This window comes from Caulobacter sp. HJHS_5 (assembly GCF_056683955.1).
Genome location: NZ_JBWZNC010000001.1, coordinates 269753 through 292097 on the forward strand (window position 1 = coordinate 269753; position 22345 = coordinate 292097).

A 22345-nucleotide genomic window follows, 5' to 3' on the forward strand; every position below is an offset into this window, starting at 1 on the left:
GGTCGTCGTCGCGCAAAAGCGATCCTACTTGATCTTGCCTTCGCGGAATTCGACGTGCTTGCGCACGACCGGATCGTACTTCTTCAGCACCATCTTGTCGGTCTTGGTGCGGGCGTTCTTCTTGGTCACGTAGAAGAAGCCGGTGTCGGCCGTCGAGTTAAGACGGATCTTGATCGAAGCGGGTTTGGCCATGCCCAGAATCCTTAGCGGGCCGCAACCGGCCTTAATCGAGAGGCGCGGAACATACGGATAAAGCGCGGGAAGTCAACTTGTTCGACTCCCGTCTAAACCCAGATTTCCGCTCCTCCCCGCGAAGGCGGGGACCCAGGCTTTTTTCCGCTGCTCGCCAAGCCCATCGATAACAAATCCAGGCCCCCCGCCTGCGCGGGGGTGAGCGGGTTTTTCTTCTCAACGCCTCCGGCGCCCAGGCCTTTGATCGACCCTTCGGCGCTGGGTCAGACGCGGGCGCGGGGCGGTCTTGTCCGGCGGCGCCGGCTCGCTGAGCATCTCGAACAGCAGGCCGCCGGTGATCGGCGTCGCCTCGCGCAGGCGCACTTCGACGGGCATGCCCAGCGGCCAGCGGCGGCCGGTTCGCTCGCCGACCAGGGCGTGCATGCGGTCGTCGTGGATGAAGTACTCGTCGCCGAGGCTGGAGACCGGCACGAGGCCGTCGGCGCCGGTCTCGCTCAGGCGGATGAACAGGCCGAAGCGGGTCACGCCGGTGATGCGGCCCGCGAAGTCGGCGCCCACGCGGTCGGACAGGAAGGCGGCGACGTAGCGGTCGGTGGCGTCCCGCTCGGCGGCCATGGCGCGGCGTTCGGCGAAGGTGATGCGGTCGGCCGTATCCTTCATCCGCGCCTCGTCCTCGCCGGAGAGGCCGTCGGAGCCCAGGCCCAGCGCCTTGATCAGGGCGCGGTGAACCAGGAGGTCGGCATAGCGGCGGATCGGGCTGGTGAAGTGGGCGTAGCGGGCGAGATTGAGCCCGAAGTGGCCGAGGTTGTCGGTCGAATAGTGGGCCTGCATCTGGGTGCGCAGCACCACCTCGTTGACGATGTCGGCGTGCGGCCCCTCGCGGGTCTCGGCCAGCAGCTTGTTGAAGCGGTCGGTGCGCGGAGCCTGGCCCTTGCTCCACTCGACGCCGATCGTGCCCAGGAAGTCGACCAGGTTCTGCAGCTTCTCGTCCGAGGGCGCGTCGTGCACCCGATAGACCAGGGGCGTGCGCTTGGCCTCCAGGGTCTCGGCGGCGCAGACGTTGGCCTGGATCATCATCTCTTCGATCAGCTTGTGCGCCTCCAGCGAGGCGCGGGGCGTGATCGAGGTCACCTCGCCATCGGCGTTGAGCACGATCTTCCGCTCGGCCGACTCGATTTCCAGCGGGCTGCGCGCGGCGCGGCCCTTCTTCATCGTCGCATAGGCCTGCCACAGCGGCGACAGCACGGCGTCCATCAGCGGACCGGCCTTCTCGCCGGGACGCCCGTCAGCGGCGGCCTGCGCCTCCTCATAGGCCAGCTTGGCGGCCGAGCGCATCAGGCCGCGCACGAAGCGGTGGCCGGTCTTGCGGCCGTCCTTGTCGAACACCATCCGCACGGCGAGGCAGGCGCGGTTCTCGCCCTCGCGCAGGGAGCAGAGCCCGTTCGACAGCCGTTCCGGCAGCATCGGCTCCACCCGGTCGGGGAAGTAGACGCTGTTGCCCTTCTCGCGGGCTTCCTTGTCGAGCGCCGATTGGGGGCGGACATAGGCGGAGACGTCGGCGATGGCGACCCAGACCACCCAGCCGCCGGGGTTCCTGGCGTCGTCGTCCTTGTGGGCGTAGACGGCGTCGTCGTGGTCCCGCGCGTCCATGGGGTCGATGGTGATCAGCGGCAGGTCGCGCAGGTCCTCGCGGCCCGACAGGGTCGGCGGCTCGGCCGCCTCGGCCTCGGCTTCCGCCGCCGGCGAGAAGCCGATCGGGATGCCGTGGGCGTGGATGGCGATCAGCGAGGCGGCGCGCGGCTGATCTTCGCGGCCGATCACTTCCAGCAGCTTGGCGGCCTTGGGGCCGTAGCGGCCCTGCTGCTCGCCGATGGCGGCCAGCACCAGATCGCCGTCCTTCAGGTCCCGCCCATCGGCTTCCGAGAGGGTGAAGCTGTCCTTCGAGCGGCGGTCGACCGGCTCCACCCGCGTCTCGCGGCGCCCCTTGCGGATCACGCCGAGGACACGCTGGGCTCCGGCGCCCAGGCGCTTGATGATGCGCGCTTCGGTCTCGCCGCTCTCCAGCGCCTCGAAGCGCACCAGCAGGCGGTCGCCCAGGCCCGGCGCGCCCGCCGAGGCTTCCTTCCTGTCCGGCGCCAGGCGCACGGTGGGGGTGTCTTCGCCGCCCTTGACCAGGCGGACCATCAGTTCGCCGTCGACGTCGCGTTCGATCACATCGACCACGCCCACCGGGGGCAGGGCGCCGGCTTCGGTGAAACCCTTGCGGCCGCGGCGGCCCAGCGAGCCGTCGGCCTCCAGCCCCCGCAGCATGTCGCGCAGGGCGCGCCGGTCGGCGCCTTTCAGGCCGAACGCCTTGGCGATGTCGCTCTTCTCGGCCTCGCCGGCCTGGCGCAGAAACGCCAGCAGAGTCTCGCGGTCGGGCAGGCCCTGCGGCGGCCGCATGGCGGGTTTCACCGAGCGACCGGGGCGGTCGGCCTTGGGGCGGCCGGGGCGTGGCGGGCGGGAGGAGCGCATGCCCCAAGCCTTAACCCGCGTCGGCGCGCCTTGACAGGGGCGGCGGTAAGGGCTCGAATTCAAACATGTTCGCGCGTCCGACATTCCGACGTTTCCGTCATCACGGCGGCAGCCTGCAAGCAGGCTCCTAGCCCGGATTCGCCCTGCGCCGGTGAATTCCGGGCGCGCCATCCATTCCCATTCCTGACGACAGCCGGGCGCGCCAGCGCAGCGCGCGGTGTCGCGCCATGCAAAGTGCAATCATGTCAAAGTCTTCATCCTCGCGCCGTCCGGCGATCATTCTCGGCGAAACCGACTCCGAGCGTCTCACGTCGCTGGCTGTCCAGCGCGAAGCCGCATTTCCCGATCTCTCCGCCTTGCTGTTCGAGGAACTCGAGCGCGCCGCAATCCGCCCCGACGCGAAGGTGCCGGCCGACGTCATCCGCATGGGCTCGCGGTTCGAATACCGCGACGGGGGGCATGAGGCCGTCCGCACCGGCCAGCTTGTCTATCCCGACCAGGCGGACATCGCGGCCGGCAAGATTTCCGTCTTCACGCCGGTCGGCGCCGGCCTGATCGGGCTTCGCGCCGGCCAGACCATCATCTGGCCCGATCGCGACGGGCGCGAACGGGCGCTGACGGTGGTGCGCGTCGAGGCCGCACCGGACCGGGATGCAGCCTAGAAGGGCGACTCGTCGTCGGAGCCGCCGCCTGCGGCGGCCTTGCCCTTCGGCTTGCCGTCTTTCTTCGCCGCCGGTTTCTTGCCGGTCGCCTTCTTGACCTTGGCGGTCTTAGCGTCCGGCGCCTTTTCCGCCTTGGGCTTGGCCGCCTTGCGCGCCGGCTTCTTTCCGCCGCCGGAGGGTTTGGCTTCGCGTTCGGCGATCAGGGCGACCGCCTCGTCCAGCGTCAGGGTTTGCGGATCGCGTCCGCGCGGCACATTGGCGTTGGTCGACCCATGCTTGATGTACGGGCCATAGCGGCCGGCCATCACATTGACTGGCGCCCCGTCGGCCGGGTGCGCGCCCAGCTCCTTCAGCGGCGCGGCGGTTCCGCGCTGCGGCCGACCGCCGCCGGCCCGCTTCTCGGCCAGCAGGGCGACCGCGCGGTTCAGCCCAACGTCGAACACCTCCTCGAACGACGACAGCGAGGCGTAGGTCCCGTCGTGCAGCACATAGGGTCCGTAACGGCCGAGGCCGGCGGAGATCGGCTTGCCGTCTTCCGGGTGCGCCCCGACCTCACGCGGCAGGTTCAGCAGGCGAAGGCCCTTGTCGATGTCCATGCTCGCCGCTGGCCAGTCCTTCGGCAGGCTGGCGCGCTTGGGCTTGTCTTCGGCCGCCATCTCGACATAGGGGCCGAAGCGCCCGGTCTTCAGCCACACGGTCTGGCCGGATTTGGGATCGACCCCGAGTTCACGGTCGCCGGCTTCGGCCGCGCCGTCCTCGCCGCCTTCCGGCTGGGCGATCGGACGGGTGTAGCGGCATTCCGGATAGTTCGAGCAACCGATGAAAGCCCCGAACTTGCCGGTCTTCAGCGACAGGCGGCCCGTGCCGCAGGTCGGACAGAGGCGCGGATCGGAACCATCGCCCTTGTCGGGGAAGATGCTCGGGCCGAGGGCTTCGTTGAGCGCTTCCAGCACGTTGGTGACGCGCAGCTCGCCGATCTCGCCGATGGCGGCGTGGAAATCCTTCCAGAACTCCCGCAGCAGGGCCTTCCAGTCCAGATCGCCGGCTGAGACCTCGTCGAGCCGCTCTTCCAGCCCGGCGGTGAAGTCGTACTGCACATAGCGGCCGAAGAATTGCTCGAGGAAGGCAGTGACCAGGCGACCCTTGTCTTCCGGCAGGAAGCGCTGCTTCTCCATCCGCACGTACTGGCGGTCGCGCAGGGTGGTCAGGATCGAGGCGTAGGTGGAAGGCCGGCCGATGCCGAGTTCCTCCAGCTTCTTGACCAGGCTGGCTTCGGAATAGCGCGGCGGCGGCTCGGTGTGGTGCTCGTCGGCGCGGGCCGCGATCACCTTGCCGGCGGCGCCTTCGTTGATGACCGGCAGGCGACCGCCGTCCTCGTCATCCCCATCCTTGTTCGGACTATCGTCGCGGCCCTCTTCGTAGACCGCGAGATAGCCGGGGAAGAGCACCACCTGGCCGGTGGCGCGCAGGCCGGTCTGGCCGTCGGCGCTGTCGAGCTCGACGGTCGTCCGCTCGATGCGGGCGGCTTCCATCTGCGAGGCGATCATCCGCTTCCAGATCAGCTCGTAGAGCCGGCCGAGGTCGCCATCGAGATGCAGCGAGCCGGGGTTGCGGTTGAGGCTGGTCGGGCGGATGGCCTCGTGGGCCTCCTGGGCGTTCTTGGCCTTGACCTTGTAGGTACGGGCGCTCTCGGGAACGTAGTCCTTGCCGTAGAGAGCGCCGATGACCGAACGCGCCTCGGTCAGCGCTTCGGGCGCCGAGGCCACGCCGTCGGTCCGCATGTAGGTGATCAGGCCGACGGTCTCGCCGCCGATGTCGATGCCCTCATAGAGCTTCTGCGCCGCCTGCATGGTGCGCTGGGCCGAGAAGCCGAGCTTCCGGGCGGCTTCCTGCTGCAGGGTGGAGGTGGTGAACGGAGGCGGGGGCGAGCGGCGCGCCGGCTTCTTCTCGACCGAGGCGACCTTGAACGAGGCGGCCTGGACGGCGGCGCGCGCCGCGCCGGCGGCGGCTTCGTTCGGCAGGTCGAACTTCTTGAGCGCCTTGCCCTGATGCTTGACCAGGCGGGCCAGGAACGCATCCGCGCCGGCCGAGACGTCGGCTTCGACGGTCCAGTACTCCTGGCTGACGAAGCGCTCGATCTCCAGTTCGCGGTCGACGACGATGCGCAGGGCCACCGATTGGACGCGGCCGGCCGAGCGCGAGCCCGGCAGCTTGCGCCACAGCACCGGCGAGAGGTTGAATCCGACGAGATAATCGAGTGCGCGGCGGGCGAGGTAGGCCTCGACCAGCTGCATGTCGATGTCGCGCGGATGGGCCATGGCCTCGGTGACAGCGCTCTTGGTGATGGCGTTGAACACCACCCGCTGAACCTTGGCGCCCTTGACCGCCTTCTTTCGGTTCAGCACGTCGAGCACGTGCCAGGAGATGGCCTCGCCTTCACGGTCCGGGTCGGTGGCCAGGATCAGACGGTCGGCGCCCTTCAAGGCCGCGGCGATGTCGGACAGGCGCTTGGACGACTTGGGATCCACCTCCCAGTCCATCGCGAAGTCTTCGTCAGGACGAACCGAGCCATCCTTGGAAGGCAGGTCGCGAACGTGACCGTATGATGCTAGAACCGTGAAGTCCTTGCCCAAGTATTTGTTGATGGTCTTGGCCTTGGCCGGACTCTCGACGACGACAACGTTCATTAGGCTAGGGCGATCTCGGCAGGCGTGAGGAAGCCCGTTCTGCGGGCGCGGCGAAAGTGGGGGTGAGTAGGCGGCTCTGTCAACGCAGCCTTGAAAAATCAGGGGTTGCAACCGGAGGGCCGGATTTTACATAATCGATCAACCATAAGGCGTTCGTGGGGATTTATGGCGACTCAATCCGGCGAGATGCCGCCCAGGGCCGTGCTGGTCTATGTCGAGCAGATGCTGATCGAACTCGCCCGTATGACGGAAGAGGCGGGCCTGCCGGATCTGGCTCACAGAATGGATGCCCTCGCCGCCGAAACCGCCTTGGAAGTCACCAGCATGGCCTTCAATTCGAGCTCACCAGGCCGCCCGGCAGGAACGTCGCGCGACCGGCTAGACTGAGTTCGACCAGCGCCGCCATCACCACCGGAGCGGACGCCCCGACCGCCCTGACGATTTCATCGCGCGAGACCGGCGTCGGCGACAGCAGCGCCTCGACCTCGTCGCGCACGGCGTCGGCCGCGGCCTCGAGCGCGGCGCCGTCGAGCGGCGCGCCGTCCCAGGCCCCGGGCGCCTCTCCGAAGCCCGGCAGGCTGTCCAGCACGCGCAGCACGTCGTCAGCGCCTTCGCAGAGCGCCGCGCCCTGGCGGATCAGGTCGTTGGTCCCCTTGGTGCGCGGGTCGAGCGGGGAGCCGGGCACGGCGAAGACCTCGCGGCCTTGCTCGGCGGCGAGGCGGGCGGTGATCAGGCTGCCGGACTTCAACTCGGCCTCGACAACCACCACCCCCTGGCTCAGGCCGCTGATGATGCGGTTGCGGCGGGGAAAGTCCTTGGCGGTCGCCCGGCGGCCCGGTTCGCGTTCGGAGACGATGCAGCCTTCGGCGACGACGCGCTCATAGAGGCCGCGATGTTCGGGGGGATAGATGTCGTCGACTCCGCCGGCCAGGACGGCGACGGCGCCGGTCGCCAGCGAACCCTCGTGAGCCGCGCCGTCGATGCCGCGCGCCAGGCCGGAGACCACGACGCGGCCGGCGCGGCCCAGTTCGCCGGCCAGGGCGCGGGCGAAGCGCTGTCCGGCCGCCGAGGCGACCCGCGCGCCGACAATGGCCACCGAGGGGCGAGACAGCATGCCGACATCGCCGCGCGCCCACAGTACCGGCGGCGGCGGATCGACGGCGGCCAGCAGGGGCGGGAAGGGCGCGACGCCGGGGCAGAGCAATTCGGCGCCCAGGGCTTCGCCGGCGGCGATTTCCGCCTCGGCTTCGGCGATGGAGGGTATGGCGGGAGTTGAGGTGCGCCCGGCGCGGCGGGCCAGTTCGGGCAGCGCCTCCAGGGCCTGGGCCGCTGAACCGAACCGCCGCAGCAGATGCTGGAACGCGACGGGGCCGACCGTCTCGCTGCGCGCTAGCCGCAGCCAGGCCAGACGTTCGGCCGGACTCACTTTTCGTCCGGCTCGGTCGAGGCGGCGGCTTTCTTGGCGCCGATCTTCGGCTCCTCCCCCTTCAGCAGGCGAGCGATGTTCTCGTGGTGGCGAATGAAAATGAGCACGGCCATGAAAAGGCTAAGCCCCAGAATGGCGTAGGGCCGGTCGGTCATGAAGGCGTACAGCGGCGCCATGGCCGCCGCCGCCAGGGCCGAGAGCGACGAGTAGCGCAGGAAATAGGCTAGCAGCAGCCAAGTGGCGCCCGCCAGAACCCCCACCGGCCACGAGGCCGCCAGCAGCACGCCGAAGAACGTCGCCACCCCCTTGCCGCCCCTGAACTTCAGCCAGACGGGGAACAGGTGGCCGACGAAGGCCGAGGCGCCGGCCAAGGCGACGGCCACGTCGCTGTCGTGCGTCAGCCAGCGCGCCAGCAGCACGGCCACCGCGCCCTTGCCGCCGTCGCCCAGCAGGGTGATCAGGGCGAGGTCCTTGCGGCCGGAGCGGAGCACATTGGTCGCGCCGATGTTGCCCGAGCCGATCTTGCGGATATCGCCGGCGCCGCCGAGCCGCGTGGCGATCAGGCCGAACGGGATCGAGCCGAGCAGATAGCCGCCGACCACCATCAGGCCGAGCGTGAGCCAGACCGCGTTCGCCAAGGATTCCATGTCGCCCCCGATGACAGACGCGCAAGGGTAGCCCGGCGGAGGGCGGATCGCCTATAGGCAGGAGGCTTCAGGAGCCATCCCATGCGCCAGTGGACCGTCGACGCCTTCGCCGCCGAGCCCTTCGAGGGCAATCCCGCCTGCGTGGTGGAGCCGTTCGAGGCCTGGCCGGACGCCGATTGGATGCAGGCCCTCGCCATGGAGAACAATCAGGCCGAGACCGCCTTCCTGCTGAAGACCGACGCGGCCGATCGCTTCGGCCTGCGCTGGTTCACGCCGATGACTGAGGTTCCGCTCTGTGGCCACGCGACCCTGGCTTCGGCCCATGTGCTGTTCGCCGAACTCGGCCTCGAAGCCGAGGCCGTGACCTTCGATAGCGCCTCCGGGCCGTTGATCGTCCGCCGTACGACGGAGGGCTACGAGATGGATTTCCCCGCGGATGCGCCCCGCCCGACGCCGGCCCCGGTCGGCCTCGTCGAGGCGTTGGGCGAAACGCCCAGCGAGGTGTGGGCCGCCGGCTATCTCGTGGCCCTGTTCGATCACGAGCAGACGATCATCGACCTGAAGCCGGACCTCGCGGCACTGGCGACAATCGCCGGCGAGGCGACTCGTGGTCCGGGCAACCTGATCGTCGCAGCGCCCGCCGAGGACGACCCGGAATGCGACGTAGTCACCCGCTTCTTCGCGCCCGGCTCGGGCATCCCGGAAGACCCCGCTACGGGCTCGGCTTACTGCGTGCTCGCCCCGCTGTTCGCGGGCACGACCGGCGAGACGAAGCTGCGCTACTTCCAGGCCTATCCAGGGCGCGGCGCGGACATCGAGGCCGAGGTCGCCGGCGACCGCGTGCTGCTGCGCGGCCAGGCGGTGACGACGGTCGAGAGCGTGCTGCGCGTCTGAGCTAGTGCGCCCCGGCGCCGCCCGGCAGGTGGGTCTTGTCGTGAGCGCCGGTCTGGGCGACCAGGGATCGGCTGGCTTCGTTCATGCCGATCACCTCGACGTCAGCGCCCTTGCGGCGATAGCGGAACACCACCTTGTCGACGGCGGCGACGCCGGTCAGGTCCCAAATGTGGGCGGCGGTCATGTCGATCTCCACGCGTTTCGGTGCGCCGTGGTGCTCGAAGCCGGCGGCGAACAGGTCGGCCGAGCCGAAGAACAACTGGCCCTCCACGCGATAGCGCAGTTGCGTCTCGTCGGCGGACGGCAGGGCGGTGACCACGACGGTCTTGCCCGCCTTGCGCATGAAGAAGACCGCTGACAGCAGCACCCCCAGCATCACGCCCTTCGACAGATCGTGGGTGGCCACCACGGTGACGGTGGTGGCGATCATGACGATCGAAGACTGCACGGGGGTCTTCGGCAGGAGCAGGATCGACTTCCAGTCGAAGGTTCCGACCGAGACCATGATCATCACCGCCACCAGGGCGGCCATCGGAATGCGCGCCACCCAGGAATTGAGCGTCAGCATCAGCACCAGCAGGAGGCCGCCGGCCCAGAAGGTCGAGAGCCGCCCGCGCGCGCCGGAGGTCACATTGATCATCGACTGGCCGATCATGGCGCAGCCCGCCATGCCGCCGAACAGGGCGGAAGCGATGTTGGCGACGCCCTGGCCGCGCGTCTCGCGATCCTTGTCGGAGGGCGTGTCGGTGACGTCGTCGAGCAGGTTTGCGGTCAGCAGCGATTCCAGCAGGCCGACGAAGGCCAGGGTCAGGGAGATCGGCGCGATGATCCGTAGCGTCTCCCAGGTCAGCGGCACGGCCGGCAGGTGGAAGACGGGCAGGGCGGTCGGCATCCGGCCCATGTCGCCGACGGTGCGCACGTCGAGCCCGGTCGCCAGGCTGAAGGCGCTCAGGGCCACGATGGCGACGAGCGGCGAGGGCACGGCCTTGGTGATGCGTGGGAAGCCGTAGATGATCGCAAGGCCCGCGGCGACCATGGCGTAGGTCTGCCAGCCGCGCCCGATCAGCTCGGGCATCTGGGCCAGAAAGATCAGGATGGCCAGGGAGTTGACGAAGCCGGTCATCACGCTGCGCGAGACGAACTTCACGTAGCGGCCCAGGCGCGCGAGGCCGATCAGGATCTGGAAGACGCCGCACAGGATCGAGGCGGCGAACAGGTATTCGAGGCCGTGGTCGCGCACGAGCGTGACCATCAGCAGCGACATGGCGCCGGTGGCGGCCGAGATCATCGCCGGGCGGCCGCCGACGAAGGCGATGGTCATGGCGATGACCACCGAGGCGTACAGGCCGACCGCCGGATCGACCCCGGCGATGATCGAAAAGGCGATGGCCTCGGGGATGAGGGCCAGGGCGACGACCGTGCCGGCGAGCAGATCGCGACGCGGGTTGGCGAGCCATTCACGGCGCGCCGATGCGAACATGGACATGACGACTTCAGAACAGATTGGGCCGCCGGCGCTCAGCGCTCGTCGCGGCTCAGGTTTCCCGGCGGATCAGCGGCCGGGATAGCCACCCGAATGAACGGGTCCGTGGTGAACGCCTTCGCAGGTGCAGCAATTCGCCGCCTCGCGCAAGCGAAGCTTATTCGACGCGGTGGACGATCTTGCCGCTGACCAGGGTCAGCAGCACCTGGCCCTGCAGGCGGCGGCCGTCGAAGGCGGAGTTCTTGGACTTCGAAATCAGCTTGTTGGCGTCGACCACGAACGGAGCGTTGATGTCGCACAGCACCAGGTCGGCCGGCGCGCCGGGCTTGATGCGGCCTGTCTCCAGGCCGATCAGCTTGGCCGGGGCGACGGTGACGGCGCGCAGCAGGTCGATCAGCGGAACTTCGGTGTCGAAATGCAGCGACAGCAGGGCTGGCAGCAGCGTTTCCAGGCCCACGGCGCCCGGAGCGGCCTGATCGAACGGTAGCCGCTTGTCCTCGGCCGGGGCCGGGCAGTGGGCCGAGACGATCACCTCGACGAGACCGGAGGCGACGGCGGCGATCAGGGCCTGACGGTCGTCCTCGCCACGCAGCGGCGGATCGACCTTGGCGAAGGTGCGCCACTCGCCGATGTCGAGTTCGTTGAAGCTGAGGTGGTTGATCGAGGCGCTGGCCACCGCGTTGACGCCGCGCGCCTTGGCGCGCTTCAAGCTGTCTAGGGCGTCGGCGCAGGTGATCTGGTCGACCAGCAGGCGGGCGCCGCTGATCTCGGCCAGTGCCAGGTCGCGCTCCAGCATGATCCGTTCGGCGACCACTGGGACGGACGGGATGCCCAGGCGGGCGGAGAACTCGCTGTCGGTGGCCGAGGCGCCTTCGCTGAGCCAGGGATCGGCGGGCCGGTGCGCCACGGTCATGCCGAAGCCGTGGGCGTAGCTCAGCAGCCGCTTCATGACCTTGGAGTTGACGATCGGATGATCGACGTCGGTCACGTAGACGCAGCCGGCGTCCTTCATCAGCCCGATCTCGGCGAGGCGCTCGCCTTGCAGGCCCTTGGTCGCGGCTCCGGCGGGGTAGACGTGGACAAGGCCGATGTCGCGCGTGCGACGCATGATGAAATCGACCACCGACGGATCGTCGACCGCCGGATCGGTGTCGGGCTGCACCACGATGGAGGTGACGCCGCCGGCCGCGGCGGCGCGGCAGGCCGATTTCAGGGTTTCCTTGGTCTCGGCGCCGGGCTCGCCGGTCTTCACCCGCAGATCGACGAGGCCGGGGGCCAGCAGGGCGCCGTTGCAGTCGACGACGCGGACGTCGTTAGACAGCGGACCGAGCGCGCCGCCTTTCGCGACCTCGGCGATCAGGCCTTCGCGCACCAGCACGGCGCCGGGGCCGTCGTAGCCGCTGTCCGGGTCGACCAGGCGGGCGTTGGTGAAGGCGAGCGGCTGGTGGGTCATTCCGCGGCCTCCAGGCGGGCGGCCAGGGAGGCGAGCACGGCCATGCGCACGGCGACGCCCATCTCGACCTGGTCCTGGATCAGGCTGAAGGCCAGGTCGTCGGCCACGTCGCTGTCGATCTCGACCCCGCGGTTCATCGGACCGGGGTGCATGACGCGCACATGCGGCGCGGCGGCGGCCAGCTTCTGGCGGTCGAGGCCCCAGTAGCGGAAATACTCGCGCGGGCTGGGCGCCAGGGCCCCATCCATTCGCTCCAGCTGCAGGCGCAGCATCATCACCACGTCGACGCCCCTGATGCCTTTCTCAAGGTCGTGATGCACCTCGGCGCCCCAGCGCGCGGCGGCCGAGGGGATCAGGGTCGGCGGGCCGACCAGGCGCACCGTCGCGCCCAGGGTGTTCAGCAGGGCGACGTTCGACCGGGCGACGCGGCTGTGCAGCACGTCGCCGCAGATCGCCACCGTCAGGCCGGAGACCCGGCCGAAGGCGCGGCGCATCGAAAGCGCGTCGAGCAGGGCCTGGGTCGGATGCTCGTGACGGCCGTCGCCGGCGTTGACCACGCCGCAGTCCACCTTCTGCGACAGCAGGGCCGCCGCGCCGGAGGAGGAGTGACGCACCACCAGCAGGTCCGGCCGCATGGCGTTCAGCGTCACCGCCGTGTCGATCAGGGTCTCGCCCTTGGTCATCGACGAGGAGCGCGCGCTCATGTTGACGACGTCGGCGCCCAGGCGCTTGCCGGCGATCTCGAACGACGACTGGGTGCGCGTCGAGGCTTCGAAGAACAGGTTGATGACCGTGCGGCCCTTCAGCAGGTCCAGCTTCTTGGAGGCCTGCCGACCGACCGAGACGAAGCTGTCGGCCAGATCGAGCAGTTGCTCGGCCTGCACGACGTTGAGGTCGGCGGCGGAAAGCAGATGGGGCTTCGGGAACGGGAACATCCGCTCACGGACGTCGTCTTTGCCGGCCCCGATCTTGATCATGAGCCCGGGTCTTAAGGGGGATTCCGGAGGGAGGGAAGGGCGTGGTCGCCACAGTCCACAGGCAGCATCATGTTCGCTGGAACTGGAAGCTATTCGCGCGGGTCATCCTCCTCCACTTCCGCTCTTCCGCCGATGTATCCTCGAAGGGGTGCGGTTCCGGTTCGAGGTCGGAATTGGGGGAGGCTGGCGTTTCAAATCGCGGTGTGCGTTTGGTGCGACTAGGGCAAAGCGTCAGCGGATTAGGAGTGGGGCCAAGGCCATGAAAGCAGTAGTCGTCACTATGCTTGCAGCTCCAATTCTTGGATGCGCTAACATACCGGAAGCGCCCGCTACAGCGCTGCGGACCTCAGTGTGTGACTTGGCCGCTCATATAGATGAATACCGTGACAAGCCGGTATCCGTGTCGGCTATTCTCTTTTCCGATTGGCACCATTCCGCCGGGCTGATCTCGGCCGAGTGTCCCGATCAATTGGTTTCGCTCAGTTCCGGCAAGGAAAAGCCCGTAGGCTATGATCGGGCTTGGGATAAAATGTTGCTCAAGCGCGGGAAATCTGAGGTTGCGCTTCTCGTCCGTATTGATGGCGTCGCACGGGTGACCCTGCCCAGCTCATCAATTTCAATCGAGGCCCGGAAGTACACGCTATTGAAGTCGACGAAGACGCCGACTGAATTGAGTCCTCGCTCCAAGTGGTGGTGACTATCGGGGGACCGCGTTAGACCATCCTCAGCCGTTCCAGCGCGCCCTGGAGGATCCAGGCGGCGGCGAGTTTGTCGACCAGCTCGGCGCGGCGGGCGCGGGTGACATCGTGCTCCTGCACCAGCATGCGGTCGACGGCGGCGGTCGAGAGGCGCTCGTCCCAGAAGAGGATCGGAACCTCGGCCCAGGTCTCCGGATGCAGGCGGGCCAGGTTGCGGGCGAAGGCGCGGTTCGACTGGCAGCGCGCGCCCTCTGTGCCGTCCATGTTGAACGGCAGGCCGATCACCAGGCCGGCGGCGTGGCGCGACTTCATCAGGGCGGCGATGGCGGCGACGTCCTCGTTGAACTTGGTCTTGCGGATCAGGCTGAGCGGGCTGGCGACGGTGCGCGTCGCGTCGGAAACGGCGACGCCGATGGTCTTCTCGCCGAGGTCCAGCCCGAGCACGGGCGAGCCGTAGGGCAGGGCGGCGGCGAAAGCTTCAAGTTCGAGAACGGCCATGCGGTGGGCTTAAGCGCCTTGTTTGCGAAGGGGAAGGACGTTACCCACCGCCCGAAGAATTCAGGAGCAGGCCTTTGGCCATCGATATCGACACCGTGCGCAAGGTCTCGCGCCTGGCGCGCATCAAGACCACCCCGGAGGAGCTGGCGCCCCTCACCGAGAAGCTGAACGGCATCCTGGCGTTCATCGAGCAGCTGGACGAGGTCGACACCGACGGCGTCGAGCCCTTGACCTCGGTGATCAGCCGCAACGCCCCGCTGCGCGACGACGTGGTCACCGAGGGCGGCGACGCCCGCAAGGTGACGCTGAACGCGCCGAAGTCGCTCGACGGCTTCTTCGTGGTTCCGAAGGTGGTCGAATGAGCAGCCTGACCTCGCTCACCCTCAAGGCCGCCGTCGACGGCCTGAAGAGCAAGCAGTTCTCGGCGGTCGAGATCGCCCAGGCTCACGTGGAGGCCGTGGCCGCCGCCCGCCCGCTGAACGCCTATATCCTCGAGACGCCGGAAAAGGCGCTGGAGATGGCCGCCGCGTCGGACGCCCGCATCGCCTCGGGCGAGGCCGGCCCGCTGGAAGGGGCGCCGCTGGGCATCAAGGATCTGTTCTGCACCGAGGGCGTGCGCGCCACCGCCTGCTCGAAGATCCTCGGCGACTTCAAGCCGACCTACGAATCCACCGTCACGTCCAACCTGTGGCGCGACGGCGCGGTGATGCTCGGCAAGCTGAATATGGACGAGTTCGCCATGGGCTCGTCGAACGAGACCTCGGCCTTCGGTCCGGTGATCAATCCGTGGCGCTCGAACGCCAGCAACCGCGAGCTGACCCCGGGCGGCTCCTCGGGCGGCTCGGCAGCCGCGGTCGCGGCCGACCTGTGCCTCGGCGCCACCGCCACCGACACCGGCGGGTCGATCCGCCAGCCCGCCGCCTTCACGGGCACCGTCGGTATCAAGCCGACCTACGGCCGCTGCTCGCGCTGGGGCGTCGTCGCCTTCGCCTCGTCGCTCGACCAGGCCGGCCCGATCGCCAAAACGGTCGAGGACGCCGCCATCCTGCTGACGTCGATGAGCGGCCACGATCCGAAGGACTCGACCAGCCTCGACATCGAGGTGCCGGATTTCGCCGCCTTCGTGGGCAAGTCGGTGAAGGGCCTGCGCGTCGGGGTGCCGAAGGAATACCGCGTCGATGGCATGCCGGCCGAGATCGAGAAGCTGTGGTCGGACGGCATCGAATGGCTGAAGGCCGCTGGCTGCGAGATCGTCGACGTCTCCCTGCCGCACACCAAGTACGCCCTGCCGGCCTACTACATCGTGGCCCCGGCCGAGGCTTCGTCGAATCTCGCCCGCTATGACGGCATGCGCTACGGCCTGCGCGAGCCGGGCGCGAACCTGACCGAGATCTATGAGAACACCCGCGCCGCCGGCTTCGGGGCCGAGGTGAAGCGCCGCATCCTCGTCGGCACCTATGTGCTCTCGGCCGGATATTACGACGCCTACTATCTGAAAGCGCTCAAGGTCCGCCGTCGCATCTACGACGACTTCGAGGCCGCCTGGCAGAGCTGCGACGTGTTGCTGACCCCGACCGCGCCCTCGGCCGCCTTCGGCCTCGGCGACAACGTCTCCGACCCGCTGGCCATGTACCTCAACGACGTGTTCACGGTGACCACCAACCTCGCCGGCCTGCCGTCGATGAGCGTGCCGGCGGGGCTGGACGCCCAGGGCCTGCCGCTCGGGCTGCAGATCATCGGCCGGGCGCTGGACGAGGGCACGGTGTTCTCGGTCGGCGCGGCCATCGAGCAGGCGGCGGGCTTCCGCGGCAAGGCCGAGCGCTGGTGGTGATCTTCGCGGGCTGAGAGGCGTCGCGCCCTCAGCCCGTTTACATCGGCGGGCGCCCCACCCAGTATGTCGTCAGCATAACAAGGCAGGCTCCGCAGAGGGCCGCCTTGGGAGGTTTGACGATGGACGCCGACGCCAGCCGCTTCACCATGACCGCCGTGCCCGAGCCGCACGGCCACCTCATCAAGCGCTTCGGCGTCGAGGGCGGCTATGTCGGGGCCGATGAGGCGTCCTCGCCCTGGGTTCCGTTCGGCGACACCGCCGCCATCCGCCATCTGGCCTTCGACGTCCGCAACAACGCCTACTGCAACATCCTGTGGGTGAAGTCGGGCGGGATGCTGGGCACGCACAAGCATCGCGGCTCGGTCTCGGCCCTCTGCCTCGAAGGCGGCTTCCGCTATCTCGAATACGACTGGGTGGCCGGCCCCGGCGATTTCATCACCGAAATGCCCGGCACGGCCCACACCCTGGTGTCCGAACACCAGGATGGCATGAAGGCCATCTTCTGGATGAACGGCACGCTGGAATTCTACGACGACAAGGGGGCTTGGGCCGAAACCCTCGACGTCTTCTGGTTCATCAACCACTACGTCTCTCATTGCGAGGCCAACGGCCTGCCGATCAACAAGACCCTGTTCCTCTAGGGCGCCGCGATGAGCGTGCTTTCGCAGTTCGACGTGCGGGGCCGGTCGGCCCTGATCACCGGCGCGGCGTCCGGCATCGGCCTGGCCTATGCCGAGGCCATGGCCGAGAGCGGGGCGCGCGTCACCCTGACCGACATCGACGCCGATGGCGCCGAGCGCGAGGCCGCCCGGCTTCGGGGTGAAGGCCATGAAGCGCGCGCCGCCCGGCTCGACGTCACCGACCGGGCCGAGCACGCGGCCGTGTTCGACGCCCACGCCGCCGCCTACGGCGGGCTGGACATCGTCTTCGCCAACGCCGGCATCGATCCGGGCGCGGGCTTCTGGAATCCGGCCGGCCATCGCAATCCCGAGGGCCAGTTCGACACCTTCGCCGTCGAGCGCTGGGACCGGACCATGGCCATCAACCTGACCGGGGTGTTCAACACCTTCCGCGAGGCCGCGCGGCTGATGAAACCGCGAGGGCGCGGATCGATGATCGCCACCTCGTCCAACGCGGCCGAAATCTGCGAGCCGATCGTCGGCCAAGCCTACATGCCGGCCAAGGCGGGCGTCGCCCACATGGTGCGCCACCTGGCGCTGGAGCTGGCCGCCTATGGCATCCGCGTCAACGCCATTGCCCCGGGCCCGTTCGTGACCAACATCGGCGGCGGCTGGCTGCGCGATCCGCAGGTGCGGGCCGCCTGGGACCACCTCGTGCCACTCGGCCGCATCGCCGACACCGAGCAGATCAAGGGCCTGGCGCTATATCTGGCCTCCGACGCCGGGAGCTACATGACCGGCGCCCACCTGACGATCGACGGCGGCATGTCGCTGGGCGCGCCGAAGCCGAGGGCGCCGTGAGGGCGGCGGTCTTCCAGGGCCTCGGTCGGCCGCTGGTCGTCGAGACCGTGCCCGATCCGACGCCGGGGGAGGGACAGGTCGTCCTCAAGGTCGGCCGCTGCGGCATCTGCGGCTCGGACCTGCACATGACCGAGGATCCGATGTTCGGCGTGCCGCTAGGCGCGGTGCTCGGGCACGAGATGGCGGGCGAAGTGGCGGCGGTCGGTCGCGGCGTCGAGCGCCTGCGGGTCGGCGACCTCGTTTCGGTCATGCCGGTGCGAGGCTGCGGCCATTGCCCGTCGTGCCTGGCGGGTGAGCCGGCCTGGTGCCGCGAGATGGCCCTTGAGGGCGGCGGCTACAGCGAGTTCGCCGTCACCGGCGAACGCCAGTGCGTGGCCCTGCCGAAGTCGGCCAGCCTCGCGGACGGCGCCATCGTCGAGCCCCTGGCCGTGGCGCTGCACGGGGTGATCCTCTCGGACATGAAGCCGGGCGACGCGGTGGTCGTGCTCGGCGCGGGGCCCATCGGCCTGGCGACGGCGTTCTGGGCCCGGCGCATGGGCGCGAGCCGCGTGGTCGTCACCGATATCGCCCGCCATCAGGAGACGCGCGCCTTCGCCATGGGGGCGACGGACTTCATCGCCGAGCGGGAGGATGTCGTTGGTCAGGTCGACCGGCTGCTCGGCCGCAAGGCGGACGTGGTGTTCGAATGCGTCGGACTGCCCGGCCTGATCGCCCAGGCGGTGGACCACGCCCGGGTGAAGGGCACGGTGTTGATCATGGGGCTCTGCACCCAGCCCGACAGCTTCGTGCCGTTCACCGCCCTGTCGAAAGAGCTGCGGCTGCAGACCGCCGCCTTCTTCAAGGCGGGGGAATACCAGTCGGCGCTCGACGCCTTGAACAGCGGCGCGGCGGAGCCGCGCGCCCTGGTCACCGACACCATCAGCCTCGCGGCCCTGCCGGAGACGTTCGAGGCGCTGCGGCGACGGACGCATCAGTGCAAGGTGCTGGTCGCGCCCCACGCCTAGGCGCAGCAAAAAGGGCGGCCCGAGGGCCGCCCTTCTGGTTCGACGTTCCGTCGAAACGTCCGTCTATTGGATGACCGGCGGCAGAGCCGGGGCCGTTTCGCTCGGCGAAGTCGGCGCGATCACGTCCGGGGTGGCCGGAGCCGGCTCGGACGAGGGCGCGATCTGGTCCGGGACGACCGTCGGCGCGATCGGAGCCGGTTCGGCCGGCGGGGCGGACGGCGCCGAGGTCACGGCCGGGGCGGTCACCGGCGGGGGCGTCGGGGCGACGATGGCGCTGGTGTCCTGCGCGGCGCTGGTCACATCGGGCGCGGAGGCGGCCTGTTCAGGCGCGCGGCGCGGCGTCGTGGCGGCCCCGCGACGGGCCGGGGCGGGCGTGGTGGCCGCGGGCGGCGGGGCCGCTTCCGTGGTCCGCTCCGTCGCGGTCGGCGGCGTGGGCTTGGGCGGCCCGGCCGAGGTCATCGACGGGCTGCTAACGGCCGGCGCGCCCTGAGTCTGGACGGCGGCTTGCGAGCGCGGCTGGCTGGTGGCGATGACGATGCCGGCCGTCAGGACCAGCGCGGCGGGAACGCCGAGCATCGCCAGCTTGGACTTGCCGGATTTGCCCTGGCTGGAACGCGCATAAATAGGCGCGGTGTCCATAATGAGATTAGAGTCGGTGAAAACCGGCTCAGATTGAACAGCCGTCGTCGGGACGCGACTCGATTTGGTGCGGGTGACCATGAGTCTTCTCCATCATGATTGTCGTTCACCTAGACAACGGGAGAGGTCTGATCTGTGTTCCGTTGAACACACAAGGTAAAATTCGGGCGCTCGCCGCCATATTTCGCCTCAATTCTTGGAACCCTTGCGCGGCAAGGCTTCCGGCCGCCTTACGCAGCCGATGACGCTGGCGATTCCTCGGTGTAGATACGCCGCCATGTCGGACGCTTCGAACTACATCCAAGGCCGCACCGGCCCCTGGGAAATCGTCATGGGCCTGGAAATCCACGCCCAGGTCGCCTCCAACGCCAAGCTGTTCAGCGGCGCCGCCGTCGGCTTCGGCGCGGGCCCGAACGAGCAGGTCAGCCTGGTCGACGCGGCCATGCCGGGCATGCTGCCGGTGCTGAACCGCCATTGCGTCGAGCAGGCGGTGAAGACCGGGCTTGGCCTGAAGGCGAAGATCAATCCGTGGTCGCGCTTCGACCGGAAGAACTACTTCTATCCGGACCTGCCGCAGGGTTATCAGATCAGCCAGTTCGAGCACCCGATCGTCGGCGAGGGCGAGGTGATCGTCGAACGCGACGACGGCTCGACCTTCACCGTTCGTATCGAGCGTCTGCACCTGGAGCAGGACGCCGGCAAGTCGATCCACGACCTCGATCCCAACGCCACCTATGTCGACCTCAACCGGGCCGGCACGGCGCTGATGGAGATCGTCTCCAAGCCCGACCTGCGCCAGCCGGAGGAGGCCGCCGCCTATGTGAAGAAGGTGCGCGCCATCCTCATCACCCTGGGCGCCTGCGACGGCGACATGGAGAAGGGCAATCTGCGCGCCGACGTGAACGTCTCGGTCCGTCGCCCCGGCGAAGGCCTTGGCACGCGCTGCGAGCTGAAGAACCTCAACTCCTTCCGCTTCATGCAGCAGGCGATCAACTACGAGGCCCGCCGCCAGATCGAGATTCTCGAGGACGGCGGCGAGATCGCGCAGGAAACGCGTCTTTACGACCCGACCAGGAACGAGACCCGCTCGCTGCGGTCGAAGGAAGAGGCGCACGACTACCGCTACTTCCCGGATCCCGACCTGCTGCCGCTGGTGCTCGATCCGGCCTGGATCGCCGAGATCGAGGCCGGCCTGCCCGAACTGCCGGACGCCAAGTTCGCGCGCCTGCAGTCGCAGTATGGCCTGTCGCCCTATGACGCCCGGGTGCTGACCGCCGAGGGTTCGCGCGCCGAGTTCTTCGAGGCCGCCGCCCAAGGCCGCGACGCCAAGCTGGTCGCCAACTGGACGATCAACGACCTGATGGGGCGCCTGGCCAAGGACGGGCTCGATCTTGACGCCTCGCCGATTCCGCCCGCCGACATCGCCGCCCTGGTGAAGCTGATCGAGGATGGCGTCGTCTCGTCGAAGATCGCCAAGCAGGTGTTCGAACACATGTGGGCCGGCGAGGGGGCTCCCGCCGCCATCGTCGAAAAGCACGGCCTGGTGCAGGTGACCGACACCGGCGCCATCGAGGCGGCGGTCGACAAGATCATCGCCGAGAACCCCGGTCAGGTCGCCTCGGTGAAGGACAAGCCGCAGGCCATCGGCTGGTTCGTCGGTCAGGTGATGCGCGCCACCGGCGGCAAGGCCAACCCGGCGGCGGTCAACGAAATCCTGAAGGCGAAGCTCGGGCTCTAAGCCTTGCTCAGCCGCCGGCGGTTGGCGCGAACCTTACGCCGGTAGTGCTTGAGCGTCTTGCGGGCCACCTGCGGCGCGGTGAAGCCCAGCGCGCCGGTCAGGGCCATGACCTGCAGGGCCTGGGCGGCCTCGACCTTTTCCTGGACCATGCGGTGCGCCTCGCGTTCGGCGGCCGCGCCCCCGGCCGCGACCTTCAGCGTGCGCAGGCCGATGACCGTCGCCGCCTCCGCCCCGAGCATCCAGGCGTCCCAGCCCAATCCGATCCAGGGATTTCCCGCCTTCGCCATGTCCAGCCTCCATCGCCGCTGCGGGAACGCCTGAGCGCTGAAAACGGCGCAATAAAAACCGCCCCGGAGTCTCCTCCGGGGCGGCCTTTTCCGACCTTGTGTCTGCGAGCCGACCCTTAGCGGGTGATCACGTCGAAGATCAGGCCCGTGGCGATGGCGGCGAGGATGTAGTCGTTGCCCGACTGGTACCAGTAGTAGCCGCGGGGCGGGGCGCGCAGGCCGTAACGGCCGTAGTCCCGCACGACATAGCCGCGATAGGCCGGCGGCAGGTAGGCGCCGCGTCGCCAGGCCTGATAGCCGGGGCGGAAGCCCGGGCGGCCGTAGTAGGCAGGGGGCGGTGCGCCGTAGCTCCAGCGGTTGTTGTAGTAGTAGCCGTTGTAGCGGCGGTTATCCCAGCGGTTGTCGCGACGATTGTCCCAACGGTTATCCCGTCGGTCGTCACGACGGTCGTTGCGCCAGTCCTGGCGATTGTCGCGGCGGTCGTCGCGCCATTCGCGGCCCGGCTGGGCCGCCGCGTCGGTCGCCATCGCGGCCATCGGGCCGGCGACGGAGGCCACGGCGGCGAGAGTCAGAATGAGACGCTTCATGAGAAGCCTCCTTTGCTATGTTTCGGCGGCCTCGCGGCGCGCCCTTTCCCTCGATCTTGAAGCCCATCTTCCCGTCCGGCGGCTGAACCGGGCCTGAACGGGCCCGTCATTGTCGGGGATGCAAATTCGACCGCCGACATACTGCCGTGCAAAGTCGCCGGATGCGCGTTTCGACGCAGGCGAACAGCCTAACCGGGTTCTTAACCCTATGTTCAGCGGACACGGATTTCTCTGCACCTATACGGCCAAGATCCAGCCAGAACGGCAGGGCGGGTCAGGAGGATCGCAGCATGATCGACATGCTTCAGACGGAAAGCGCCGAAGGCGGCATCCCGCTGCCGATGGCGGACTCGACGGGAGACGAGCTCTTCCGCATGGGCCTGCTCTATTCCACGGGCCAGGGCGGGGCGCCGGTCGACTACGTCTCGGCCCACATGCTCTTCAACCTCGCGGCGATGCGCGGCTCGATGGAAGCCAAGGTCTACCGCCGGGAACTGAGCCAGGAGATGGACGCCGCCGACGTGGCCGAGGCCCAACGGGCCGCGCGCCAATGGCTGGCCCAGGGCTGAGTTTGACGGCCTGACCCTTCGGGCGGCCGGCGCCGCCCCAACTGCGTCCGCCCGCCGGACGCCGCGTGTTCCGCAGCG

General features: G+C 68.7%; 23 protein-coding genes and 1 other annotated feature. Of the genes, 11 read left to right on the top strand and 12 right to left on the bottom strand.

What is annotated here, in order from left to right; translation table 11 throughout:
• Positions 1–24 precede the first annotated feature (24 nt).
• Positions 25–192: a 50S ribosomal protein L33 gene (gene rpmG, locus ACFLIT_RS01440; protein ID WP_397404925.1), complete on the bottom strand. Its 168-nt coding sequence runs from the start codon at positions 190–192 to the stop codon at positions 25–27.
• 216 nt (positions 193–408) lie between these two features.
• A complete protein-coding gene (gene rnr / locus ACFLIT_RS01445; protein WP_479909803.1) occupies positions 409–2634 on the bottom strand; it encodes a ribonuclease R in 2226 nt (741 codons plus the stop codon).
• A 314-nt stretch (positions 2635–2948) separates the two neighbouring features.
• On the opposite strand from rnr, the gene rnk reads away from it, so the two are divergent.
• A complete protein-coding gene (gene rnk, locus ACFLIT_RS01450; RefSeq protein ID WP_479909397.1) occupies positions 2949–3368 on the top strand; it encodes a nucleoside diphosphate kinase regulator in 420 nt (139 codons plus the stop codon).
• Here rnk and topA read toward each other — a convergent pair.
• Positions 3365–6055, bottom strand: a complete 2691-nt coding sequence (gene topA / locus ACFLIT_RS01455; RefSeq protein WP_479909398.1) for a type I DNA topoisomerase — start codon at positions 6053–6055, stop codon at positions 3365–3367. The genes rnk and topA overlap by 4 nt on opposite strands.
• Before the next feature lie 165 nt (positions 6056–6220).
• On the opposite strand from topA, the gene ACFLIT_RS01460 reads away from it, so the two are divergent.
• Positions 6221–6442, top strand: a complete 222-nt coding sequence (locus tag ACFLIT_RS01460) for a hypothetical protein (protein ID WP_479909399.1) — start codon at positions 6221–6223, stop codon at positions 6440–6442.
• Here the strand turns inward: ACFLIT_RS01460 and dprA are convergent.
• Together dprA and plsY are read right to left on the bottom strand one after the other, a co-directional pair.
• The gene (gene dprA / locus ACFLIT_RS01465) at positions 6387–7481 is read right to left on the bottom strand and encodes a DNA-processing protein DprA (protein ID WP_479909400.1); all 1095 of its coding nucleotides are present in this window, start codon (positions 7479–7481) and stop codon (positions 6387–6389) included. The two genes, ACFLIT_RS01460 and dprA, sit on opposite strands and share 56 nt — an antisense overlap.
• Positions 7478–8128 (bottom strand): glycerol-3-phosphate 1-O-acyltransferase PlsY, encoded by a 651-nt coding sequence (gene plsY, locus ACFLIT_RS01470; RefSeq protein WP_479909401.1) that lies wholly within the window; start codon positions 8126–8128, stop codon positions 7478–7480. Before plsY ends, dprA begins: the two co-directional genes overlap by 4 nt.
• Positions 8129–8209: 81 nt before the next feature.
• Here plsY and ACFLIT_RS01475 point away from each other — a divergent pair, with 81 nt between their 5' ends.
• Entirely contained in the window at positions 8210–9022 is an 813-nt protein-coding gene (locus tag ACFLIT_RS01475; protein ID WP_479909402.1) for a PhzF family phenazine biosynthesis protein, read from the top strand.
• A gap of 1 nt (position 9023) precedes the next feature.
• Here the strand turns inward: ACFLIT_RS01475 and ACFLIT_RS01480 are convergent, their stop codons facing one another.
• The 3 genes from ACFLIT_RS01480 to ACFLIT_RS01490 form a co-directional block, all read right to left on the bottom strand.
• A complete protein-coding gene (locus tag ACFLIT_RS01480) occupies positions 9024–10508 on the bottom strand; it encodes a SulP family inorganic anion transporter (RefSeq protein WP_479909403.1) in 1485 nt (494 codons plus the stop codon).
• A 52-nt stretch (positions 10509–10560) separates the two neighbouring features.
• Positions 10561–10613: a sequence feature (sul1 is cis-regulatory element that is thought to sense ions involved in sulfur or methionine metabolism; They are found in Alphaproteobacteria), on the bottom strand.
• 49 nt (positions 10614–10662) lie between these two features.
• Entirely contained in the window at positions 10663–11958 is a 1296-nt protein-coding gene (pyrC, locus tag ACFLIT_RS01485; RefSeq protein WP_479909404.1) for a dihydroorotase, read from the bottom strand.
• Positions 11955–12935, bottom strand: a complete 981-nt coding sequence (locus ACFLIT_RS01490) for an aspartate carbamoyltransferase catalytic subunit (protein WP_479909405.1) — start codon at positions 12933–12935, stop codon at positions 11955–11957. Before ACFLIT_RS01490 ends, pyrC begins: the two co-directional genes overlap by 4 nt.
• Before the next feature lie 259 nt (positions 12936–13194).
• Between ACFLIT_RS01490 and ACFLIT_RS01495 the strand changes: the two genes are divergently transcribed.
• Positions 13195–13632 (top strand): hypothetical protein, encoded by a 438-nt coding sequence (locus ACFLIT_RS01495; RefSeq protein WP_479909406.1) that lies wholly within the window; start codon positions 13195–13197, stop codon positions 13630–13632.
• A gap of 16 nt (positions 13633–13648) precedes the next feature.
• On the opposite strand, the gene ruvX is transcribed toward ACFLIT_RS01495, so the two are convergent.
• Entirely contained in the window at positions 13649–14131 is a 483-nt protein-coding gene (gene ruvX, locus ACFLIT_RS01500; protein ID WP_479909407.1) for a Holliday junction resolvase RuvX, read from the bottom strand.
• Between the two features lie 74 nt (positions 14132–14205).
• Between ruvX and gatC the strand changes: the two genes are divergently transcribed.
• The 5 genes from gatC to ACFLIT_RS01525 all read left to right on the top strand — a co-directional run bounded on the left by gatC (position 14206) and on the right by ACFLIT_RS01525 (position 18447).
• Positions 14206–14493, top strand: a complete 288-nt coding sequence (gene gatC, locus ACFLIT_RS01505; protein WP_479909408.1) for an Asp-tRNA(Asn)/Glu-tRNA(Gln) amidotransferase subunit GatC — start codon at positions 14206–14208, stop codon at positions 14491–14493.
• A complete protein-coding gene (gene gatA, locus ACFLIT_RS01510) occupies positions 14490–15962 on the top strand; it encodes an Asp-tRNA(Asn)/Glu-tRNA(Gln) amidotransferase subunit GatA (protein WP_479909409.1) in 1473 nt (490 codons plus the stop codon). Before gatC ends, gatA begins: the two co-directional genes overlap by 4 nt.
• 119 nt (positions 15963–16081) lie before the next feature.
• Positions 16082–16603 (top strand): 2,4'-dihydroxyacetophenone dioxygenase family protein, encoded by a 522-nt coding sequence (locus tag ACFLIT_RS01515; RefSeq protein WP_479909410.1) that lies wholly within the window; start codon positions 16082–16084, stop codon positions 16601–16603.
• Between the two features lie 9 nt (positions 16604–16612).
• A complete protein-coding gene (locus tag ACFLIT_RS01520; protein ID WP_479909411.1) occupies positions 16613–17443 on the top strand; it encodes an SDR family NAD(P)-dependent oxidoreductase in 831 nt (276 codons plus the stop codon).
• Positions 17440–18447, top strand: coding sequence for an alcohol dehydrogenase catalytic domain-containing protein (locus ACFLIT_RS01525; protein WP_479909412.1), 1008 nt, complete (start codon positions 17440–17442; stop codon positions 18445–18447). Before ACFLIT_RS01520 ends, ACFLIT_RS01525 begins: the two co-directional genes overlap by 4 nt.
• A gap of 63 nt (positions 18448–18510) precedes the next feature.
• Here the strand turns inward: ACFLIT_RS01525 and ACFLIT_RS01530 are convergent, their stop codons facing one another.
• Entirely contained in the window at positions 18511–19086 is a 576-nt protein-coding gene (locus ACFLIT_RS01530; protein ID WP_479909413.1) for a hypothetical protein, read from the bottom strand.
• A gap of 277 nt (positions 19087–19363) precedes the next feature.
• On the opposite strand from ACFLIT_RS01530, the gene gatB reads away from it, so the two are divergent.
• Positions 19364–20824 carry an Asp-tRNA(Asn)/Glu-tRNA(Gln) amidotransferase subunit GatB gene (gatB, locus tag ACFLIT_RS01535; RefSeq protein ID WP_479909414.1) on the top strand — a complete coding sequence of 487 codons (1461 nt, stop codon included), beginning with the start codon at positions 19364–19366 and terminating at the stop codon, positions 20822–20824.
• On the opposite strand, the gene ACFLIT_RS01540 is transcribed toward gatB, so the two are convergent.
• Together ACFLIT_RS01540 and ACFLIT_RS01545 are read right to left on the bottom strand one after the other, a co-directional pair.
• Positions 20821–21111 (bottom strand): hypothetical protein, encoded by a 291-nt coding sequence (locus tag ACFLIT_RS01540; RefSeq protein ID WP_479909415.1) that lies wholly within the window; start codon positions 21109–21111, stop codon positions 20821–20823. The two genes, gatB and ACFLIT_RS01540, sit on opposite strands and share 4 nt — an antisense overlap.
• Positions 21112–21227: 116 nt before the next feature.
• Positions 21228–21698 carry an RcnB family protein gene (locus tag ACFLIT_RS01545; RefSeq protein ID WP_479909416.1) on the bottom strand — a complete coding sequence of 157 codons (471 nt, stop codon included), beginning with the start codon at positions 21696–21698 and terminating at the stop codon, positions 21228–21230.
• 290 nt (positions 21699–21988) lie between these two features.
• Here ACFLIT_RS01545 and ACFLIT_RS01550 point away from each other — a divergent pair, with 290 nt between their 5' ends.
• A complete protein-coding gene (locus tag ACFLIT_RS01550; protein WP_479909417.1) occupies positions 21989–22267 on the top strand; it encodes a sel1 repeat family protein in 279 nt (92 codons plus the stop codon).
• Positions 22268–22345: the final 78 nt, after the last annotated feature.

Coding starts and splice junctions, on each gene's coding strand:
- rpmG (WP_397404925.1), bottom strand. CDS start 192: ATGGCCAAACCCGCTTCGATCAAGATCCGTCTTAACTCGACGGCCGAC.
- rnr (WP_479909803.1), bottom strand. CDS start 2,634: ATGCGGCCGCCGCAGGGCCTGCCCGACCGCGAGACTCTGCTGGCGTTT.
- rnk (WP_479909397.1), top strand. CDS start 2,949: ATGTCAAAGTCTTCATCCTCGCGCCGTCCGGCGATCATTCTCGGCGAA.
- topA (WP_479909398.1), bottom strand. CDS start 6,055: ATGAACGTTGTCGTCGTCGAGAGTCCGGCCAAGGCCAAGACCATCAAC.
- ACFLIT_RS01460 (WP_479909399.1), top strand. CDS start 6,221: ATGGCGACTCAATCCGGCGAGATGCCGCCCAGGGCCGTGCTGGTCTAT.
- plsY (WP_479909401.1), bottom strand. CDS start 8,128: ATGGAATCCTTGGCGAACGCGGTCTGGCTCACGCTCGGCCTGATGGTG.
- ACFLIT_RS01475 (WP_479909402.1), top strand. CDS start 8,210: ATGCGCCAGTGGACCGTCGACGCCTTCGCCGCCGAGCCCTTCGAGGGC.
- ACFLIT_RS01480 (WP_479909403.1), bottom strand. CDS start 10,508: ATGTCCATGTTCGCATCGGCGCGCCGTGAATGGCTCGCCAACCCGCGT.
- pyrC (WP_479909404.1), bottom strand. CDS start 11,958: ATGACCCACCAGCCGCTCGCCTTCACCAACGCCCGCCTGGTCGACCCG.
- ACFLIT_RS01490 (WP_479909405.1), bottom strand. CDS start 12,935: ATGATCAAGATCGGGGCCGGCAAAGACGACGTCCGTGAGCGGATGTTC.
- ACFLIT_RS01495 (WP_479909406.1), top strand. CDS start 13,195: ATGAAAGCAGTAGTCGTCACTATGCTTGCAGCTCCAATTCTTGGATGC.
- ruvX (WP_479909407.1), bottom strand. CDS start 14,131: ATGGCCGTTCTCGAACTTGAAGCTTTCGCCGCCGCCCTGCCCTACGGC.
- gatA (WP_479909409.1), top strand. CDS start 14,490: ATGAGCAGCCTGACCTCGCTCACCCTCAAGGCCGCCGTCGACGGCCTG.
- ACFLIT_RS01515 (WP_479909410.1), top strand. CDS start 16,082: ATGGACGCCGACGCCAGCCGCTTCACCATGACCGCCGTGCCCGAGCCG.
- ACFLIT_RS01520 (WP_479909411.1), top strand. CDS start 16,613: ATGAGCGTGCTTTCGCAGTTCGACGTGCGGGGCCGGTCGGCCCTGATC.
- ACFLIT_RS01530 (WP_479909413.1), bottom strand. CDS start 19,086: ATGGACACCGCGCCTATTTATGCGCGTTCCAGCCAGGGCAAATCCGGC.
- gatB (WP_479909414.1), top strand. CDS start 19,364: ATGTCGGACGCTTCGAACTACATCCAAGGCCGCACCGGCCCCTGGGAA.
- ACFLIT_RS01540 (WP_479909415.1), bottom strand. CDS start 21,111: ATGGCGAAGGCGGGAAATCCCTGGATCGGATTGGGCTGGGACGCCTGG.
- ACFLIT_RS01545 (WP_479909416.1), bottom strand. CDS start 21,698: ATGAAGCGTCTCATTCTGACTCTCGCCGCCGTGGCCTCCGTCGCCGGC.
- ACFLIT_RS01550 (WP_479909417.1), top strand. CDS start 21,989: ATGATCGACATGCTTCAGACGGAAAGCGCCGAAGGCGGCATCCCGCTG.